Raw genomic sequence first — 19,241 nt, 5'->3', positions numbered from 1 at the left:
CCTCGGCGGGCCGCCCGCCACCCCCGCTTTCTCCTGGGATCCGGAACCGCCATCCCGCCTGCGCCGACCTCCCGCGGCGCAGGGGCGGTCTCCGGGCCCTTCTGCTCCGTACCCCGCTGTGAGACGATGCCGGCAGAGACGATCGGTGCTTACCCGCGTCCCTGGACTTACGTTAACGTAAACGTCATATAATCGTCCGGCCCCTGTGAGCGCGGTCGCCAGAACCGCCGGCACGCCAGCCAGCCACACCGGGCAGCCAGCCACATAACAGAGCGGTGGAGACAATGACTGATCTTTCGGATGTGAGCAGGACGGCGGCCGCCCGGCCGCAGGCGGCGCAGGCCGGCGGCCCGGCCAACAAGGTGCGCTTTGTCACCGCGGCGTCGCTGTTCGACGGCCACGACGCGTCGATCAACATCATGCGGCGCATCCTGCAGTCGCACGGCTGCGAGGTCATCCACCTGGGCCATAACCGGTCCGTGCACGAGGTGGTCACCGCCGCGCTGCAGGAGGACGTGCAGGGCATCGCCATCTCCAGCTACCAGGGCGGCCACGTCGAATACTTCCAGTACATGATCGATCTGCTGCGCGAGCACGGCGGCGAGCACATCCAGGTGTTCGGCGGCGGCGGCGGCGTGATCGTGCCGGACGAGATCCGTGCGCTGCAGGCGTACGGCGTGGCGCGCATCTACAGCCCCGAGGACGGCCAGCGCATGGGCCTGGCCGGCATGATCGCCGACATGGTGCAGCGCTGCGACATCGACCTGACGCGCTACGCACCGGCCACGCTCGACGCCGTGTCGCAAGGCGACCGCCGCGCGCTGGCCCAGCTCATCACCGCGCTGGAAAACGGCAAGGCCGCCCCCGGCCTGGTTGGCGCGCTGCACGACGCCGCGCGGGCCGCAAGCACGCCGGTGCTGGGCATCACGGGCACGGGCGGCGCGGGCAAGTCGTCGCTGACCGACGAGCTGATCCGCCGCTTCCGGCTGGACCAGCACGACGCGCTGTCGATTGCCGTGATCTCGATCGACCCGTCGCGGCGCAAGTCGGGCGGGGCGCTGCTGGGCGACCGCATCCGCATGAACGCGATCAACCACCCGAACATCTTCATGCGGTCGCTGGCCACGCGCGAGGCCGGCTCGGAAATCTCGCAGGCGCTGCCGGACGTGATTGCCGCGTGCAAGGCGGCCCGCTTCGACCTGGTGATCGTGGAGACGTCGGGCATCGGGCAGGGCGACGCGGCCGTCGTGCCGCACGTGGACCTGTCGCTGTACGTGATGACGCCCGAGTTTGGCGCGGCCAGTCAACTCGAAAAGATCGACATGCTCGACTTTGCCGATTTCGTGGCGATCAACAAGTTCGACCGCAAGGGCGCCCAGGACGCCTGGCGCGACGTGGCCAAGCAGGTGCAGCGCAACCGCGAGCAATGGCACAGCAAGGCCGAGGACATGCCGGTCTACGGCACCCAGGCATCGCGCTTCAACGATGACGGCGTGACCATGCTGTACCAGGGGCTGGCGCAGGCGCTGGCCGGGCACGGGCTGGCGCTGCAGCCGGGCGGCCTGCCCAGGCTGGCCGGGCGCATTTCCACGGGTCAGAACGTGATCGTGCCGCCGGCGCGCAGCCGCTACCTGGCGGAGTTGGCCGATACGGTGCGCGCCTACCATCGCCGCGTGGCCGAGCAGAGCCGGCTGGCACGCGAGCGCCAGCAACTGCGCGCGGCGCGCGACATGCTCAAGGCGTCGGGCAGCAATGCCGACGGTGGCGCGCTGGAAGCGCTCGCCGGCGAGCGCGACGCCGCGCTGGGCGCCGTCGAGCGCAAGCTGCTGGCCATGTGGCCACAGATGCAGGCGGCCTACGGCGGCGACGAGTACATCGTAAAAATACGAGACAAGGAGCTGCGCACGGGGCTGGTCACCACCACGCTGTCGGGCACGAAGATCCGCAAGGTGGTGCTGCCGCGCTTCGAGGACGACGGCGAGATCCTGAAATGGCTGATGCGCGAGAACGTGCCGGGCAGCTTTCCGTACACCGCCGGCGTATTCGCGTTCAAGCGCGAGGGCGAGGACCCCACGCGCATGTTCGCGGGCGAGGGCGATGCGTTCCGCACCAACCGGCGCTTCAAGCTCGTCTCCGAGGGCATGGACGCCAAGCGGCTGTCCACCGCGTTCGATTCGGTCACGCTGTACGGCGAGGACCCGCACGAGCGGCCGGACATCTACGGCAAGGTGGGCAACTCGGGCGTGTCGATCGCCACGCTCGACGACATGAAGGTGCTCTACGACGGCTTTGACCTGACCAGCCCCGGCACGTCGGTGTCGATGACGATCAACGGCCCGGCGCCGACCATCCTGGCGATGTTCATGAACACCGCCATCGACCAGAATCTGGACAAATTCCGATCCGACAACGGCCGCGAGCCGACCGCCGACGAGGAATCGAAGATCCGCGCCTGGGTGCTGCAGAACGTGCGCGGCACGGTGCAGGCCGACATCCTCAAGGAGGACCAGGGCCAGAACACGTGCATCTTCAGCACCGAGTTCTCGCTGAAGGTGATGGGCGACATCCAGGCGTACTTCGTGCACCACCAGGTGCGCAACTTCTACTCGGTGTCGATCTCCGGGTACCACATCGCCGAGGCCGGCGCCAACCCGATCTCGCAGCTTGCGTTCACGCTGGCCAACGGCTTCACCTACGTGGAGACGTACCTGGCGCGCGGCATGCACGTGGACGACTTTGCGCCGAACCTGTCGTTCTTCTTCTCCAACGGCATGGACCCCGAGTACAGCGTGCTGGGCCGCGTGGCGCGCCGCATCTGGGCCGTGACGATGCGCGACAAGTACGGCGCCAACGAGCGCAGCCAGAAGCTCAAGTACCACATCCAGACGTCGGGCCGGTCGCTGCACGCGCAGGAGATCGACTTCAACGACATCCGCACGACGCTGCAGGCGCTGATCGCCATCTACGACAACTGCAACTCGCTGCACACCAACGCCTATGACGAGGCGATCACCACGCCCACGGCCGAATCGGTGCGCCGGGCGCTGGCGATCCAGCTCATCATCAACCGCGAGTGGGGCGTGGCCCGCTGCGAGAACCCGAACCAGGGCAGTTTCCTGATCGAGGAACTGACCGACCTCGTGGAAGAGGCCGTGCTGCAGGAGTTCGAGCGCATTGCCGAACGCGGCGGCGTGCTGGGCGCGATGGAGACCGGCTACCAGCGCGGCAAGATCCAGGAGGAATCGCTGTATTACGAGCAGCTCAAGCACGACGGCACGCTGCCGATCATCGGCGTGAACACATTCCGCAACCCGAATGGCGACCCGACGCCACAATCGCTGGAACTGGCGCGGTCCAGCGAGGACGAGAAGCAGAGCCAGCTTGCCCGCCTGGCGGAATTCCATGCGCGCCATGCCGGTGACGCGCCCGCCATGCTGGACCGCCTGCGCCAGGCCGTGATCGACAACGGCAATGTCTTCGCGGTGCTGATGGACGCGGTGCGCGTGTGCTCGCTGGGGCAGATCACGCACGCGCTGTTCCAGGTGGGCGGGCAGTACCGGCGCAACATGTAGGCGGAAATCGCGCGGCGGGTGGTTCACGCGGCGGGACGCTGGGGCTAAACTCGGCGTTTCCGCACGTCCCTCCCGAACCGCGAACTTCGTAAAACCGCCATGCAATCCGAGTACGACAGCCAGAATATCTTTGCCCGCATCCTGCGCGGCGAACTTCCCAGCTTCAAGGTGTACGAGGACGCCGACACAATCGCGTTCCTGGACATCATGCCGCAGTCCGACGGCCACACGCTGGTGGTGCCCAAGGAGGCCGCCGTGGACCTGTTCGGCCTGTCCGAGGCCGGCGCCGCCGCCGCCATCCGCACCACGCAGATCGTGGCGCGCGCGGTGCGCGAAACCTTCGCGCCCGACGGCATCGTCATCAGCCAGTTCAACGGCGCCGCCGCCGGCCAGACCGTGCCGCACGTGCACTTCCACATCGTGCCGCGCTACGCCAGCCAGGCCCTGCGCGGCCACGCGCGCGAGCAGGCCAGCATGGACGTGCTCAAGGCGCACGCCGAGCGGCTGGCCGCCGCGCTGGCGAAGCGGTAATCCGATCCGAATCCGTTACAACCCTCCGACAGAGCAAGGAAGCAGTCATGGCAATCAAGACAGTAGGCATCGTGGGTGCCGGCACGATGGGCAACGGCATTGCGCAGGCGTGCGCGGTGGTGGGGCTCGATGTGGTGATGGTCGACATCAGCGACGCCGCCGTGCAGAAGGGCATCGCCACGGTGGCGGGCAGCCTGGACCGCCTGATCAAGAAGGAAAAGGCCACCGAGGCCGACAAGGCGGCAGCGCTGGCCCGCATCCAGGGCAGCACGTCGTATGACGACCTGAAGCGCGCCGACATCGTCATCGAGGCCGCCACCGAGAACTACGATCTCAAGGTCAACATCCTGAAGCAGATCGACGCCATCGCCGGGCCGAACGTGATCATCGCGTCGAACACGTCGTCGATCTCGATCACCAAGCTGGCGGCGGTGACGTCGCGCGCGGACCGCTTCATCGGCATGCATTTCTTCAACCCGGTGCCGCTGATGGCGCTGGTGGAACTGATCCGCGGCCTGCAGACCAGCGACGCGGCCCACGCCGACGTGGAGGCGCTGGCGCGGCAGCTCGGCAAGTACCCGATCACGGTGAAGAACAGCCCCGGCTTCGTGGTCAACCGCATCCTCTGCCCGATGATCAACGAGGCGTTCTGCGTGCTGGGCGAGGGCCTGGCGTCGCCCGAGGAAATCGACGAAGGCATGAAGCTCGGCTGCAACCACCCCATCGGCCCGCTGGCCCTGGCCGACATGATCGGCCTGGACACGATGCTGGCCGTGATGGAAGTGCTCTATACCGAGTTCGCCGACCCGAAATACCGCCCCGCCATGCTGATGCGCGAAATGGTGGCGGCGGGGTACCTGGGGCGGAAGACGGGGCGCGGGGTGTACGTGTACTCGAAGTAAGCCGGGTTTCCTGGTTTTCTCCTCTCTCCCGCAAGGCGGGAGAGAGGCCGGGGGAGAGGGTGAGGCGGTGCAAGCTGCCACCGTGGCAGCTGGGGACGCCGGCCCTCACCCCCAACCCCTCTCCCGCGCGCGGGAGAGGGGAGCAGAACCCGGCAAGTACACACCGCTACTCCCCATACTGCCGCAGCCCCTCCAGGTCGAGCACGTCGATCACGCCGTAGTCCACGCGCACCAGCCCCTGTTGTTCCAGCACCTTGAGCGCCTGGTTGGCGCGCTGGCGCGAGATGCCGGCCAGCAGGCCGATTTCTTCCTGCGAGATTTCCAGCGTCGATCCGATGCCCGGGTACAGGTGTTCGTTGAACAGCGACGACACCGCGCGCGCCACGCGCGAATCGATGTCGAGCAGCCGCTCGTACTCCACTGCCGCGATGAACTGCCCCAGGCGCTCGTTGAACTGCATCAGCAGGAAGCGCGTGAACGGCAGGCTGGTATCCAGCAACCACTGAAAAGTCTCGCGCGGGACGAAAGCGATACGTGACCGGCGCAGCGCCATCACGTCGTACTTGCGGATTTCCTGCTTGAGCACGGCGCCTTCGCCGAACCAGCCGCCGGTGGGCACGCCGGTGAACGTGACGGACTTGCCCGACGGCGACACCGTGGTGATCTTGACGATGCCTTCGACCACGCCCAGCCAGTGCTCGGCCATTTCACCCTTGTGACAGACGTAGTCGCCCTGTGCGTACTCGCGCACGGTGGCCACGCGCTTGACGCGGTCGCGCTGGTCGGGGCTCAGGTCGACGGCCCAGGCGCAGCGGTCGATGAAGTCGTGGCACGAAGCGTTGGACATGGGGCTCCCGTAGGGATTAACCCGGAATTGTCGCCGGCGCGACAACCGGGGGAAAAGGCATCGGCTATCTTACGATCACACGGAACCGGCCCTGCCAGCAATCCTCACCCAACCAGGCAAGGCGGGCGTGACGCGGTGCGGCAACCCCGCGAAACGCCCAGTATAGACACCGGTCTGGCGGCTTGATACCCGGCATGGCCCCTACGCCATCCGCAGGGGAGAGGAGACAGCGATGCAGGACACGTCGGCAACGACCTTCCCGCGATGGCTGCAGGCGCATGCCCTGCAGCGGCCAGACCATCCGGCCTATCGCGAAAAGGACCTCGGCATCTGGCAGACCTATAGCTGGTCGCAGGCGGCGGCGGAAGTGCGCGCGCTGGCGTGCGGGCTGGCCGCGCTGGGTTTCCGCCGGGGCATGAACCTGGCCGTGGTTGGCGACAACCGCCCCCGCCTGTACTGGGCGATGACCGCCGCGCAGGCGCTGGGCGGCGTGCCGGTGCCGCTGTACCAGGACGCCATCGCGGGCGAGATGGTCTACGTGCTGGACGATGCCGAGATCGAGTTCGCCATCGTCGAGGACCAGGAACAGGTGGACAAGCTGCTGGAAGTTGAGGCGCAGCTCGCCACGCGCGGCCGCACCGTGCGCCACCTTATCTACGAAGACCCGCGCGGCCTGCGTGACTACGATCACCCGTCGCTGCTGTCGTACGAGCGCGTGCAGGAGCTTGGCCGCGAGTACGACCGCGCCAACCCCGGCTTCTACGACGCGCAGGTGCAGGCCGGCCAGCCCGACGACACCGCGATCATCCTCTATACGTCCGGCACCACCGGCAAGCCCAAGGGCGTGTGCCACGCGCACGCGGGCCTGATCGGCGCGGCGCGCAACGGCTGCCAGTTCGACGGGCTGGGACCGGACGACGACGTGCTGTCGTACCTGCCGATGGCCTGGGTGGGCGACAACCTGTTCTCGTACGCGCAGGCGATGGTGGCCGGCTTCACGGTCAACTGCCCGGAGTCGCGCGAGACCGTGATGACCGACCTGCGCGAGATCGGCCCGACCTACTACTTCGCGCCGCCGCGCATCTACGAGGGGCTGCTCACGCAGGTGATGATCCGCATGGAGGACGCGGGCTGGCTCAAGCGCAAGCTGTTTGACTGGGCGATGGGCGTGGCGCGCCGCTGCGGCGCCGACATCCTCGACGGCCGGCCGGTGTCCGCGCCAGACCGCCTGCGCTACGCGCTGGGCGAGGTGCTGATCTACGGCCCGCTGCGCAACGTGCTGGGCATGAGCCGCATCCGCGTGGGCTACACGGCCGGCGAGGCCATCGGCCCGGACCTGTTCCGCTTCTACCGCTCCATCGGCATCAACCTCAAGCAGTTCTACGGCCAGACCGAGACCTGCGCGTACGTGTGCCTGCAGCCGGACGGACAGGTCAAGTTCGATTCCGTGGGCCCGGCCGCGCCCGGCATGGAGATCCGCATTGCCGACAACGGAGAGGTGCTGGTGCGCGGCGTGGGCCTGCTCAAGGCGTACTACAAGCGCGACGACGCCACGCGCGAGGCGATCAACGACGAGGGCTACTTCATGACCGGCGACGCCGGCGTGATCGACGCCGACGGCCACCTGAAGATCATCGACCGCGCCAAGGACGTCGGCAAGCTGGCCGACGGATCGATGTTCGCGCCCAAGTACATCGAGAACAAGCTCAAGTTCTTCCCGTACATCAAGGAAGCCGTGGCGTTCGGCACGGACCGCGACCGCGTCTGCGCGTTCATCAACATCGATTTCGATGCCGTGGGCAACTGGGCCGAGCGCCGGCACCTGCCGTACGCGGGCTACGTGGACCTGGCGGCCCAGCCGGAGGTCATCGCCATGATCGCCGAGTGCGTGGAGCAGGTGAACGCCGACCTGGCGGCCGACGCGATGCTGGCCGGCTCGCAGGTGGCGCGCTTCCTGATCCTGCACAAGGAGCTGGACCCCGACGACGACGAACTCACGCGCACGCGCAAGGTGCGGCGCGGGTTCATCGCCGAGAAGTACGCCGTGCTGGTGGACGCCCTGTACGCGGGCAAGCCGGAACAGTTCATCGACACGCGCGTGAAGTTCGAGGACGGCCGCGAAGGCAGCGTGTCGGCCACGTTGAAGCTGGTTGACGTCAAGCGCTTCCCGCCCGTGGGCGGGGCGCGCGCGGCCTGAGCCATGGGACAGGGAGAAGCACAGATGACGGCAACCCGGACAGCATGGCAGGGCGGCATGGCGCGCGTGGACGCCGCGGGCACGATGGTCCCGCCCGGCGCGATCAGCCCGGCCGGACATGCGGAAGGCGCGCCCGGCGACGGCCCGCGCCCCGGCGACGCGCACCGCGCGGACACCACCTCGCAGGCCCGCATGCGCGGCGACGTGATTCTGGACCTGCAGAACATCTCGCTGTCGTTCGGCGGGGTGAAGGCGCTGACCGATATTTCGTTCGACGTCTGCGAGCACGAGATCCGCGCCATCATCGGCCCCAACGGCGCGGGCAAGAGTTCGATGCTGAACGTGATCAACGGCGTCTACCACCCGCAGCAGGGCCGCATCGTGTTCCGGGGCGAGGAGCGCCGGCAGATGCACCCCACCGCCGCGGCGCGCCAGGGCATTGCGCGCACGTTCCAGAACATCGCGCTGTTCAAGGGCATGACCGTGCTGGACAACATCATGACCGGCCGCAACACGCAGTTCCGCACCGGCCTGTTCGCCCACGCGCTCTGGTGGGGGCCGGCGCGGGCCGAGGAGGTGCGCCACCGCCGCAAGGTGGAGGAAGTGATCGACTTCCTGGAGATCCAGGCCATCCGCAAGACGCCGGTGGGCCGGCTGCCGTACGGGCTGCAGAAGCGCGTGGAGCTGGCGCGCGCGCTGGCGGCCGAGCCGTCGATGCTGCTGCTGGACGAGCCGATGGCCGGCATGAACGTCGAGGAAAAGCAGGACATGTGCCGCTTCATCCTGGACGTCAACCACCAGTTCGGCACGACCATCGTGCTGATCGAGCACGACATGGGCGTGGTGATGGACGTCTCCGACCGCGTCGTGGTGCTGGACTACGGCAAGAAGATCGGCGACGGCACGCCCGACGAGGTCAAGTCGAACCCCGACGTGATCAAGGCCTACCTGGGCACCTCGCACTGAAAGGCCACGGACCATGACCTTCTTCTTCGAAATCCTGATCGGCGGCCTGCTGTCGGGCCTGATGTACTCGCTGGTGGCGCTGGGCTTCGTGCTGATCTACAAGGCATCCGGGGTATTCAACTTTGCCCAGGGCGCGATGGTCTACTTTGCCGCGCTGGCCGTGGTGGGGCTGATGGACAAGGGCATGCCGATGTGGGCGGCCGTGATCGGCGCGTTCATCGTCATGATCGTGGTGGGCATGAGCACCGAGCGGTTCGTGCTGCGCAAGCTGGTCAACCAGCCGCCGATCACGCTGTTCATGGCCACTATCGGCCTGTCGTTCTTCCTGGAGGGGCTGGGGCCGCTGCTGTTCGGCAACGAGGTGCGGCCGATCCAGCTTGGCATCGTCGACGAGCCGATCGAGTCGATCCTGACGCGCTTCAACATCGTCATCTCCAAGTTCGACCTGGCCGCCGCGCTGATCGCGGCCGTGCTGGTGGCGGTGCTGGCGCTGTTCTTCCAGTACACCAAGGTGGGCCGCGCGCTGCGGGCCGTGGCCGACGACCACCAGGCGGCGCTGTCGCTGGGCATTCCGCTGCAGAACATCTGGGCCATCGTCTGGGGCGTGGCGGGCTTTGTCGCGCTGGTGGCGGGCATGCTGTGGGGGTCGCGCAACGGCGTGCAGTTTGCGCTGACGCTGACGGCGCTCAAGGCGCTGCCGGTGCTGATCCTGGGCGGCTTCACGTCGGTGCCGGGCGCCATTGTCGGCGGGCTGATCATCGGCGCGTCCGAGAAGCTGGCCGAGATCTACATCCCGCCCGTGTTCCAGTCGATGTTCGGCGGCAACTTCGGGGGGATCGAGGGCTGGTTCCCGTATGTGTTTGCGTTGCTGTTCCTGCTCGTGCGGCCCGAAGGGCTGTTCGGCGAGAAGCATATCGACCGCGTCTGACGGAGGCCCAAGATGCTCTACCGCGAATCCGGCCAGTTCAAGACGAGCTACGTTGCCGACAGCCAGGTCTTCCCGATCCGGCAAGATCGTATTTTCTTTGGTTTGCTGATGGCGGTGGCGTTCGTCGTCATCCCGTTCACGGGCAGCGAGTACTGGTTCAGCGCCATCCTGACGCCGTTCCTGATCTTCTCGCTGGCGGCGCTGGGGCTGAACATCCTGACCGGCTACGCGGGGCAGCTGTCGCTGGGCACGGCGGCGTTCATGGCCGTGGGCGCCTACGCCGCGTACAACTTCCAGTTGCGCATCGAGGGCATCCCGGTGCTGCTGACGTTCATCCTGGCGGGGCTGTCGGCGGCGCTGGTTGGCGTGGCCTTCGGGCTGCCGTCGCTGCGGATCAAGGGCTTCTACCTGGCCGTGGCCACGCTGGCGGCGCAGTTCTTCGTGGTCTGGGCGCTGACCAAGTTCCCGTGGCTGTCCAACAACAGCTCGTCGGGCGTGATCACGGCGCAGCGGCTGGACCTGTTCGGGCTGCCGATCGACACGCCGGTCCGCAAGTACCTGTTCGTGCTGGCCATCGTCACGGTGCTGGCAATGGTGGCCAAGAACCTCGTGCGCTCGGCCACGGGCCGCGCCTGGATGGCCGTGCGCGACATGGACGTGGCCGCCGAGGTCATCGGCATCCCGCTGATGCGCACCAAGCTGCTGGCCTTCGCGGTCAGTTCCTTCTACTGCGGCGTGGCCGGCGCGCTATACGCGTTCTGCTACCTGGGATCGGTGGAGCCGGACGGCTTCTCGCTGGACCTGTCGTTCCGCATCCTGTTCATGATCATCATCGGCGGCGTGGGCAGCATCCTGGGGTCGTTCCTGGGCGCGGCGTTCATCCTGCTGCTGCCGATCTTCCTGGACAACGTGCTGCCGGCGCTGGCCGCGCTGCTGCACCTGCCGTTCACGAACGCCACCGTCTCGCACATCCAGCTCATGGTGTTCGGCGGGCTGATCATCTTCTTCCTGATCGTCGAGCCACATGGCCTGGCCCGGCTCTGGCAGATCGCCAAGGAAAAGCTGCGCCTCTGGCCATTCCCGCACTAACCGTAGACGTACCCATCACAACGCCCGTCCGAGGCGAAGGAGACTGTCATGACAACCGTGTTCCGCAACATGCAGCGCGCCGCCCTGGTGGTCAGCGTCGCCGCTGCCCTGCTGGCGCCCGCGCTGCCGGCGCTGGCCCAGGCCAACGAGCAGTTCGTGGCGCTGCCCAGCTACCGCGTGGGGCCGTACGGGGCCAACGGGCAGTCGTTCTATGGCGGGTTCGTCGACTACCTGAACTACGTCAACCTGAAGGACGGCGGCGTGGGCGGCGTGAAGCTGGCCTGGGAAGAGTGCGAGACCGAGTACAACAATGCCAAGGGCGTGGAGTGCTACGAGCGGCTCAAGGCCAAGAACGCCCAGAGCAAGGGCACGGCCTACCACACGATGTCGACCGGCATCTCGTACGCGCTGGTCGACAAGACCGCCGCCGACAAGGTGCCGCTGGTGATGATGGGCTACGGCCGCACCGACGCCGTGGACGGCTCGGTCTTCCCGTATGCGTTCCCGCTGGTCACCACGTACCAGATGCAGGTGTCGGCCATCGTCAGGTACCTGGCGTCGAAGAATGCCGGGTCGCTGGCGGGCAAGAAGATCGTCTACCTGTACCACGACTCGGCCTACGGCAAGGAGCCCATCGTGGCGCTGCAGGCCGAGGCCAGGCTGGGCAAGTTCAACCTGGTCGAGATCCCGGTGGCGCACCCTGGCAACGAGCAGGGCGCCCAGTGGCTCAAGATCCGCCAGGAAAACCCCGACTACGTGATCTTCTGGGGCTGGGGCGTGATGAACCAGACCGCGCTGAAGGCCGCGCAGAAGGTGGGCTTCTCGCGCGAGAAGATGATCGGCTCGTGGTGGGCCGGGTCCGAGGAAGACACCGTGCCGGCCGGCGACGCCGCCAAGGGCTACATGAGCGCCACCTGGAACGTGGCCGGCAAGTCGGTGCCGGTGATTGCCGACATCGAGAAGGTGGTCTACGGCGCCAACAAGGGCAACATGCAGGACCGCAACAAGGTGGGCTCGGTGCTCTACAACCGCGGGGTGTCGGCGGCCGTGGTGACCGTCGAGGCCATCCGCGTGGCGCAGGCCAGGTTCGGCAAGGGCAAGGTCATGACCGGCGACGAGATGCGCTGGGCGTTCGAGAACCTGAACCTGACCAACGCGCGGCTGCAGCAGCTTGGCGCCACGGGCCTGCTGCCCGAGATCAAGACGAGCTGCGACAACCACGAGGGCTCGGGCAAGGTGAAGATCCAGCAGTGGGACGGCACCAAGTGGGTCACGGTGTCCGACTGGATCGAGGGCAACAAGAACCTGATCCACCCGCTGTTCAAGGCCACCGCCGCGCAGTACGCGAAGGAAAAGGGCATCACGCCGGCGTGCGCCAAGTCGTAGGCGTCGATGTGATCCTGGCTGCCGCCTCGCGCCCGCAGGTCGGGTCCGGGGCGGCAATCCAAAGATAGGGACGAAGAACCATGACCCTCCTCTCGGTCAACAACATCGAGGTCATCTACGACCACGTGATTCTGGTGCTCAAGGGCGTGTCGCTCGATGTGCCAGAGGGCCGCATCGTGGCGCTGCTGGGCGCCAACGGGGCGGGCAAGACCACCACGCTCAAGGCGATCTCCAACCTGCTGCACGCCGAGCGCGGCGACGTCACCAAGGGCTCCATCGAATACCGCGGCCAGCGCGTGGACCAGCTCACGCCGAACGACCTGGTCCGGCGCGGCGTGATCCAGGTGATGGAGGGCCGACACTGCTTTGCCCACCTGACCATCGAGGAAAACCTGCTGACCGGTGCCTACACGCGCGGGCTGTCGCGAGGCCAGACGCGCGACGAGCTGGAAAAGATCTACGCCTACTTTCCGCGCCTGAAGACGCGCCGCAAGTCGCAGGCCGGCTACACGTCGGGCGGCGAACAGCAGATGTGCGCCATCGGCCGCGCCATGATGGCCAAGCCGGCGATGATCCTGCTGGACGAGCCGTCGATGGGCCTGGCGCCGCAGATCGTCGAGGAAATCTTCGAGATCGTGCGCGACCTGAACACGCGCGAGCGGGTCAGCTTCCTGCTGGCCGAACAGAACACGATGGTGGCGCTGCGCTACGCGGACTACGGCTACATCCTGGAGAACGGCCGCGTGGTGATGGATGGCGACGCCGAGTCGCTGCGCACCAACGAGGACGTCAAGGAGTTTTACCTGGGCGTGGCCGCCAACGACGCCGAAGGCGCGCCGCGCAAGTCGTTCCGCGACGTCAAGAGCTATCGCCGCCGCAAGCGCTGGCTGGCCTGAACCTCCGGGGGCACCGACATGGCTGATTATTTCGATTCGCTGGAAACGCGCGCGCCCGCCGAGCGCGAGGCCGCGCTGCTGGCCGCCGTGGCCCGCCAGGTGGCCCACGCCCAGGCCCACGCGCCGTACTTTGCCGAAGTGCTGTGCGACATCGACGCCCGGGACATCGGCTCGCGCCAGGCGCTGGCGCAACTGCCCGTCACCCGCAAGTCCGATCTGACCGCGCGCCAGCGCCTGGCGCCGCCGCTGGGCGGGCTCAACGCCACGCCGCTGGGCGGCCTGCGCCATATCTTCCAGTCGCCGGGGCCGATCCACGAGCCCGACGGCCACGGCGCCGACTGGTGGCGCACCGCGCGCGCCATGTTCGCGGCCGGCTTCCGGTCGGGCGAACTGGTCTACAACACGTTCTCGTACCACTTCACGCCGGCAGGGATGATGATGGAAGCCGGCGCGCACCGGCTGGGCTGCTGCGTGTTCCCGGCCGGGGTGGGGCAGACCGAGTCGCAGGTGCAGGCGCTGGCCGCGCTGCAGCCCACCGCCTACGCGGGCACGCCGTCGTTCCTGAAGCTGCTGATCGAGCGGGGCGAGGAACTGGGCCAGCCATGCACGAGCCTGTCGAAGGCGCTGGTGTCGGGCGAAGCCTGCCCGCCCGCGCTGCGCGGCTGGCTGCGCGACCACGGCGTCACGGCGCGGCAGATGTACGGCACGGCCGACGTCGGCCTGATCGCGTTCGAGACCGACGGCGGCGACGGCTGGGTGGTCGACGAAGGCGTGCTGGTGGAGATCGTCGAACCTGGCGGCAGCCAGCCGATGCCCGAGGGCGAGGTGGGCGAGGTGGTGGTCACGGTGCTGGGCAACGGCGACTACCCGCTGATCCGCTTCGGCACCGGCGACCTGTCGGCCATCGTCGCCGATTCCGCGCAGCGCGCCAGCCCCTGCGGACGCACCAATATCCGGCTCAAGGGCTGGCTGGGGCGGGCCGACCAGACCACCAAGGTCAAGGGCATGTTCGTCCATCCGGGGCAGGTGGCCGACGTGGTGCGGCGCCATCCCGAGATCCGCGCGGCGCGGCTCGTGGTGACCGGCACCGTGGGTGCCGACGTGATGACGCTGCACTGCGACGCCACGCGCGACGACGAGGGCCTCGCGCGCGCCGTGGCCGAGTCGATGCGCGAGGTCATGCGGCTGCGCGGCGAGGTACGTTTCGTGGCGGCGGGGTCGCTGCCGCAGGACGGCCGGTCCATCGAGGACGCGCGCCGCTACGACTGAATCAGGACTGGGAAGACGAGCGGTCGGCGGCCTGCGGATAGCCGCCCGGCGGCCGCGTGGGCAGGCGCACCATCCAGACCGTCACGCCGATGCCGATGGCGATCAGCGTCAGCGACGACACGGGCCGGGCGCGCAGCAGCCACGCCGTGATGCCCATCGACGTCCACATCATCGACAGCGCCAGGCATTTTGCCCGGAACGGGATGCTGCGGTGGGCCTGCCAGTCGCGCACCAGCGGCCCGAAGCGCTCGTGCGTGATCAGCCAGTTGTGGAATTTTTCCGAGCCCCGCGCAAAGCAGGCGGCGGCCAGCAGCACGAACGGCGTGGTCGGCAGCAGCGGCAGGAAGATGCCGATGAAACCGAGCACGAGGCTGATGGCGCCGCACGTCACCCAGAACGCGCGGATCACGCGCTCGCGGTGCGTGATCGATTCTGGCGGGCGGGTCGATGGGTCGGGGTCGGGCAGCGGCAACGGTTCAGGGCAAGGGCGCGGACGGCCCTATGCTACCAGCCCCAGCCGCGCCCGCGCCGCATCGTACTCGGCCTTCATGCGCGCCACGATCTCGCCGGCGGTGGGAATGTCGTGGATCTGGCCCACGCCCTGGCCGGCGCCCCAGATGTCCTTCCATGCCTTGGCCTTGGAGCTGCCGCTGGAGAAATCCATCTTGCTCTTGTCGGCCACGGGCAGGTCGTCGGGGTTCAGGCCCGAATTGACGATGCTTTCGCGGATGTAGTTGCCGTGCACGCCCGTGAACAGGTTCGTGTAGATGATGTCCGACGCCGCCGAGCTGGTGATCGACTGCTTGTACGCGTCGCTTGCGTGCCCTTCCTGCGAGGCGATGAAGCGGGTGCCCACGTAGGCAAAGTCGGCGCCCATGGCCTGCGCGGCCAGCACGGCGTCGCCGGTGGCAATCGAGCCCGACAGCGCGATGGGGCCGTCGAAGATCTTGCGCACCTCGCCCACCAGCGCGAACGGCGACAGCGTGCCGGCATGGCCGCCGGCGCCGGCCGCCACCAGGATCAGGCCATCCACGCCGGCCTCGATGGCCTTCTCGGCGTGGCGGATGCTGATGACGTCGTGCAGCACGATGCCGCCGTAGCTGTGCACGGCGTCGATCATCTCCTTGACCGGCGCGCGCAGCGACGTGATGAAGATCGGCACCTTGTGCTCCACGCAGACCTTCACGTCGTGCTCCAGCCGCGCGTTGGACGCATGCACGATCTGGTTCACGGCCACCGGCCCCACCGGCTTGCCGGGATTGGCCGCGCGGAACGCCGCCAGTTCGTCGCCGATCTGCGTCAGCCACTCGTCCAGCAACTCGGCCGGCCGCGCGTTCAGCGCCGGAAACGACCCGACGATGCCGGCCTTGCACTGCGCCAGCACCAGTTCCGGATAGCTGACGATGAACATCGGCGACGCGATGACGGGCAGGGCCAGGTTCTGCAGGGCCGGCGGAATATGTTTGGCGGCAGGCATGGAGGTCTCCTCAACTCTCTTCGAAATGCACGGTCGTTCGATTATAGGGAGTTTCCGCCGGCGTGGACGGGGGTAGAGGCAAGGGTCTATGGGCCGGGGCATCGCCGGTCCCGCCAACCTGGCTCCCCTCTCCCGCCTGCGGGAGAGGGGTTGGGGGAGAGGGCGTCGAGGCTCTGCTTGCCGACCTGTGGCAATTGGCACCGCCGGCCCTCTCCCCCGGCCCCTCTCCCGCGCGCGGGAGAGGGGAGGCAACAAGGCGCGATCGGCTTGCCCCACGCCCAAAAAAAAACCCCGCTGCAAGAGCGGGGTGATTACCACGAAGACTGATAAGAAGAGACGGTCAGGCACCTGCCAATGCCTTACCGCGAGACGAATGTTAGAGGGCGTATGTGACCACCAGAAGACAGTTCCGAGGCAGTTCCGGTAAACCCAAGGCTCAGACCTTTTCCAGCAGCAGGCCCTTCAGGTATTCGCCTTCGGGGAAGGCTGCCGACATCGGGTGGTCGGTGCCCGCCGACAGCCGGCGCAGGATGCGGGCATCGGCGCGGGCGTCGGTGGCGGCGCCGGCCACGATCTTCTGGAACAGCTCCATGCTGATGGCGCCCGAGCACGAGTACGTGAACAGCAGGCCGCCCGGCCGCAGCAGCTGCATGCCCACAAGGTTGATTTCCTTGTAGGCCCGCGCGGCGCGGTCGATGTGCTGGGCCGATGGCGCGAACTTGGGCGGGTCCAGCACGATCAGGTCGAACTGGCGGCCCTCGGCGCGGAATTCGCGCAGCGTCTTGAAGACGTCGGCGTCCAGCCACGTGGCCCGGTCCGGGTCGAAGCCGTTCAGCGTCACGTTGCCGGCGGCAATCTTCAGCGCCTCGCCCGACGAATCGATCGACGTGACCGCCTTCGCGCCGCCGCGCAGCGCGGCCAGCGAGAAGCCGCCCGTGTAGCAGAAGCAGTTCAGCACCTCGCGGCCCTCGGCCAGGTCGCCCACCAGCTTGCGGTTGTCGCGCTGGTCGACGTAGAAGCCGGTCTTGTGGCCGTTGCGCACGTCCACGTAGTAGCGCACGCCGTGTTCGGTCACCGACAACTGCGGGTCCGGTTCGGCACCGGCCAGCACGCCGGTCACCAGCTCCAGGCCCTCGCGCTGGCGCACGGCGGCGTCGGAGCGCTCGTAGACGTTCGGGCAGCCCGTTTCCTTGACCAGCGCCTGCACCAGCGCGTCCTTCCACTGCTCCACGCCGGCGGCGTTGAACTGGCAGACGAGCTGGCCGGTCTCGCCCTGGCCGTAGTAGTCGACGATCAGCCCCGGCAGGCGGTCCGATTCGCCGAACACCAGGCGGACGGCGTCGGTGTCGCGCACCCAGCGCTTGCGGTGCGCCATGGCGGCCGCCACGCGGCGCTTGAACATGGCGTGGTCCACCGGCTCGTTCTCGTCGAAGGTCCACACGCGCGCGCGGATCTGCGACTCCGGGCTGTAGGCGCCGCGCGCCAGGAATCGGCCGTCCGCGCTGCGGATGACCACGGTGGCGCCCGGCTCGCAGCGGCCCTCGGTGGAGGCGATGCCCGTGGCGTAGACCCACGGATGGCGCCGCAGCAAGGACTTTTCCTTGCCCGGCTTCAGGGTGATGACGTTCATGTGGCTACAGCACCACCTTGACCATCGGGTGCGACGTCAGCGCGCGGTACACGCTGTCCAGGTGGTCGCGGCTGGTGACCCAGACAGTCACGGTCAGCCCCAGGTAGTTGCCGTTGCGGGACGGGCGCATCTCCATCTTGCCGGCGTGGAAGTTCGGGTCGAACTCCTGCAGCAGCGTCACGATGGCCTCGGCAAAGCCGTCCTGCATCGCGCCCATGACCTTGATGGGGAAATCGCTCGGATATTCGATCAGCGACTGCTCGGGCGGGATGTCGCCCGGGATCAGCGGACCGTCTTTGGAATCTGTCGTCATGTCAGCACCTGAGGCGTTACTTGCGCTTGAACCAGAGGCGGATCGTATCCCACAGCCGGCCGAAGAAGCCGGCCTCGGGCACTTCTTCCAGCGCCACCACGGGGAATTCGCCCACCTTGTTGTTGCCGTCCATCAGCTTGACCGTGCCCACCTGCTGGCCGGCCGCGATCGGGGCGATCAGCAGCTCCTGGCGCTCCAGCACCGGCTTCAGGCGCCCGCCCGTGCCCTTGGGCACCGTGACGAACGTCTCGTTGGCCACGCCGATCTTGACCGTGCTGGCGCGGCCCTTGTAGATGTCGGGCGTGGCCAGCACCTGGCCCTTGTCGTACAGGCGCAGCGTGTCGAAGAACTGGAAGCCGTAGTTCAGGATCTTCAGGCTTTCCTGCGTGCGGATCTGCTCGGACGCCGTGCCGATCACGATCGACACCAGGCGGCGCTGGCCGTTCGGCACGTTGGCCAGCGGGCGCTGGGCCGACGAGATCAGGCAGTAGCCGGCGGACTTGGTGTGGCCGGTCTTCACGCCGTCCACGGTCGGGTCGATGTACAGCAGGCGGTTGCGGTTGGGCTGCCTGATCTTGTTATAGGTGAACTCCTTCTGCGAGTACATCGCGTAGTACTCGGGGAAGTCCTTGATCAGGCGCGTGGTCAGCGTGGCCAGGTCCACCGCCGTGGTGTAGTGGTTCGGGTCGGGCACGCCGTCGGTGTTGGTGAAGTGCGTGCCCTTCATGCCCATGCGCTGGGCCTCGCGGTTCATCATCGCGACAAAGCCGTCCTCGGACCCGCCCACGGCCTCGGCCAGCGCCAGCGCGGCGTCGTTGCCCGACTGCACGATCAGGCCCAGCAGCAGGTCGTTGACGGTGACCGGCTTGCCGGCCTCGATGAACATGCGCGACTCATCGCTTTTGACCTTGCGCACGATCTCGGTGGGTGTCACGGTCTGGTCCAGCGTCAGGCGCTTTTCCTTGAGCGCCTCGAACGCCAGGTAGGCGGTCATCAGCTTGGTCAGCGACGCGGGCTCGATGCGCAGGTCGGCGTTCTGGGCGGCCAGGGCCTGGCCGCTGGTCACGTCGTACAGCATCCAGGACTTGGCGGCCACCTGCGGCATCGGCACGCCCTGCGCCAGCACGGCGGCGGGGGCGGCGGCAAGCGCGGCGGCGAGCGTCGCGGCAACGGCGACGGGAGCAAGGGCGGATGCGAAGTGCGGCGTGGCTCTGTTCAGCATATGCGGTTATCCAACG

The 19,241-nt window shown here is 67.6% G+C and carries 16 protein-coding genes; 10 read left to right on the top strand and 6 right to left on the bottom strand.

Annotated elements, in window-relative coordinates:
- The first annotated feature begins 284 nt into the window (after positions 1 to 284).
- The 3 genes from icmF to EHF44_RS04390 all read left to right on the top strand — a co-directional run bounded on the left by icmF (position 285) and on the right by EHF44_RS04390 (position 5,005).
- On the top strand, positions 285 to 3,572 hold the full coding sequence (gene icmF, locus EHF44_RS04400) for a fused isobutyryl-CoA mutase/GTPase IcmF (RefSeq protein WP_124682622.1): 3,288 nt from the start codon (positions 285 to 287) through the stop codon (positions 3,570 to 3,572).
- 99 nt (positions 3,573 to 3,671) lie between these two features.
- Positions 3,672 to 4,103 (top strand): HIT family protein, encoded by a 432-nt coding sequence (locus EHF44_RS04395; RefSeq protein WP_124682621.1) that lies wholly within the window; start codon positions 3,672 to 3,674, stop codon positions 4,101 to 4,103.
- Positions 4,104 to 4,150: 47 nt separating this feature from the next.
- Positions 4,151 to 5,005 carry a 3-hydroxybutyryl-CoA dehydrogenase gene (locus EHF44_RS04390; RefSeq protein WP_124682620.1) on the top strand — a complete coding sequence of 285 codons (855 nt, stop codon included), beginning with the start codon at positions 4,151 to 4,153 and terminating at the stop codon, positions 5,003 to 5,005.
- Between the two features lie 166 nt (positions 5,006 to 5,171).
- Here the strand turns inward: EHF44_RS04390 and EHF44_RS04385 are convergent, their stop codons facing one another.
- Positions 5,172 to 5,852, bottom strand: coding sequence for a Crp/Fnr family transcriptional regulator (locus EHF44_RS04385; protein ID WP_124682619.1), 681 nt, complete (start codon positions 5,850 to 5,852; stop codon positions 5,172 to 5,174).
- A gap of 232 nt (positions 5,853 to 6,084) precedes the next feature.
- Between EHF44_RS04385 and EHF44_RS04380 the strand changes: the two genes are divergently transcribed.
- The 7 genes from EHF44_RS04380 (at position 6,085) to EHF44_RS04350 (ending at position 14,583) form a co-directional block, all read left to right on the top strand.
- Positions 6,085 to 8,049 (top strand): AMP-binding protein, encoded by a 1,965-nt coding sequence (locus EHF44_RS04380; RefSeq protein WP_124682618.1) that lies wholly within the window; start codon positions 6,085 to 6,087, stop codon positions 8,047 to 8,049.
- A 24-nt stretch (positions 8,050 to 8,073) separates the two neighbouring features.
- Positions 8,074 to 9,015 (top strand): ABC transporter ATP-binding protein, encoded by a 942-nt coding sequence (locus EHF44_RS04375; protein WP_124682617.1) that lies wholly within the window; start codon positions 8,074 to 8,076, stop codon positions 9,013 to 9,015.
- Between the two features lie 13 nt (positions 9,016 to 9,028).
- The gene (locus EHF44_RS04370) at positions 9,029 to 9,943 is read left to right on the top strand and encodes a branched-chain amino acid ABC transporter permease (protein ID WP_124682616.1); all 915 of its coding nucleotides are present in this window, start codon (positions 9,029 to 9,031) and stop codon (positions 9,941 to 9,943) included.
- Between the two features lie 12 nt (positions 9,944 to 9,955).
- Complete coding sequence (locus tag EHF44_RS04365) at positions 9,956 to 11,032, top strand: branched-chain amino acid ABC transporter permease (RefSeq protein ID WP_124682615.1); 1,077 nt, start codon at positions 9,956 to 9,958, stop codon at positions 11,030 to 11,032.
- Positions 11,033 to 11,080: 48 nt separating this feature from the next.
- Complete coding sequence (locus tag EHF44_RS04360; RefSeq protein ID WP_124682614.1) at positions 11,081 to 12,418, top strand: ABC transporter substrate-binding protein; 1,338 nt, start codon at positions 11,081 to 11,083, stop codon at positions 12,416 to 12,418.
- 80 nt (positions 12,419 to 12,498) lie between these two features.
- The gene (locus EHF44_RS04355; protein WP_124682613.1) at positions 12,499 to 13,314 is read left to right on the top strand and encodes an ABC transporter ATP-binding protein; all 816 of its coding nucleotides are present in this window, start codon (positions 12,499 to 12,501) and stop codon (positions 13,312 to 13,314) included.
- Between the two features lie 18 nt (positions 13,315 to 13,332).
- On the top strand, positions 13,333 to 14,583 hold the full coding sequence (locus tag EHF44_RS04350) for a phenylacetate--CoA ligase family protein (protein ID WP_124682612.1): 1,251 nt from the start codon (positions 13,333 to 13,335) through the stop codon (positions 14,581 to 14,583).
- 1 nt (position 14,584) lies between these two features.
- On the opposite strand, the gene EHF44_RS04345 is transcribed toward EHF44_RS04350, so the two are convergent.
- The 5 genes from EHF44_RS04345 to EHF44_RS04325 all read right to left on the bottom strand — a co-directional run bounded on the left by EHF44_RS04345 (position 14,585) and on the right by EHF44_RS04325 (position 19,225).
- The gene (locus EHF44_RS04345; protein WP_253699973.1) at positions 14,585 to 15,055 is read right to left on the bottom strand and encodes a YbaN family protein; all 471 of its coding nucleotides are present in this window, start codon (positions 15,053 to 15,055) and stop codon (positions 14,585 to 14,587) included.
- 27 nt (positions 15,056 to 15,082) lie between these two features.
- On the bottom strand, positions 15,083 to 16,060 hold the full coding sequence (locus tag EHF44_RS04340) for an NAD(P)H-dependent flavin oxidoreductase (protein ID WP_124682611.1): 978 nt from the start codon (positions 16,058 to 16,060) through the stop codon (positions 15,083 to 15,085).
- 436 nt (positions 16,061 to 16,496) lie between these two features.
- Positions 16,497 to 17,690: a class I SAM-dependent rRNA methyltransferase gene (locus tag EHF44_RS04335; RefSeq protein WP_124682610.1), complete on the bottom strand. Its 1,194-nt coding sequence runs from the start codon at positions 17,688 to 17,690 to the stop codon at positions 16,497 to 16,499.
- Positions 17,691 to 17,694: 4 nt separating this feature from the next.
- Positions 17,695 to 18,003, bottom strand: a complete 309-nt coding sequence (locus EHF44_RS04330; protein WP_124682609.1) for a DUF493 family protein — start codon at positions 18,001 to 18,003, stop codon at positions 17,695 to 17,697.
- A gap of 16 nt (positions 18,004 to 18,019) precedes the next feature.
- On the bottom strand, positions 18,020 to 19,225 hold the full coding sequence (locus EHF44_RS04325) for a D-alanyl-D-alanine carboxypeptidase family protein (protein WP_124682608.1): 1,206 nt from the start codon (positions 19,223 to 19,225) through the stop codon (positions 18,020 to 18,022).
- Positions 19,226 to 19,241: the final 16 nt, after the last annotated feature.

It is taken from the genome of Cupriavidus pauculus (assembly GCF_003854935.1).
Lineage (GTDB): Bacteria > Pseudomonadota > Gammaproteobacteria > Burkholderiales > Burkholderiaceae > Cupriavidus > Cupriavidus pauculus_C.
The sequence above is the reverse complement of the archived record's forward strand: the minus strand, read 5'-3'. Positions and strand labels throughout refer to the sequence as shown.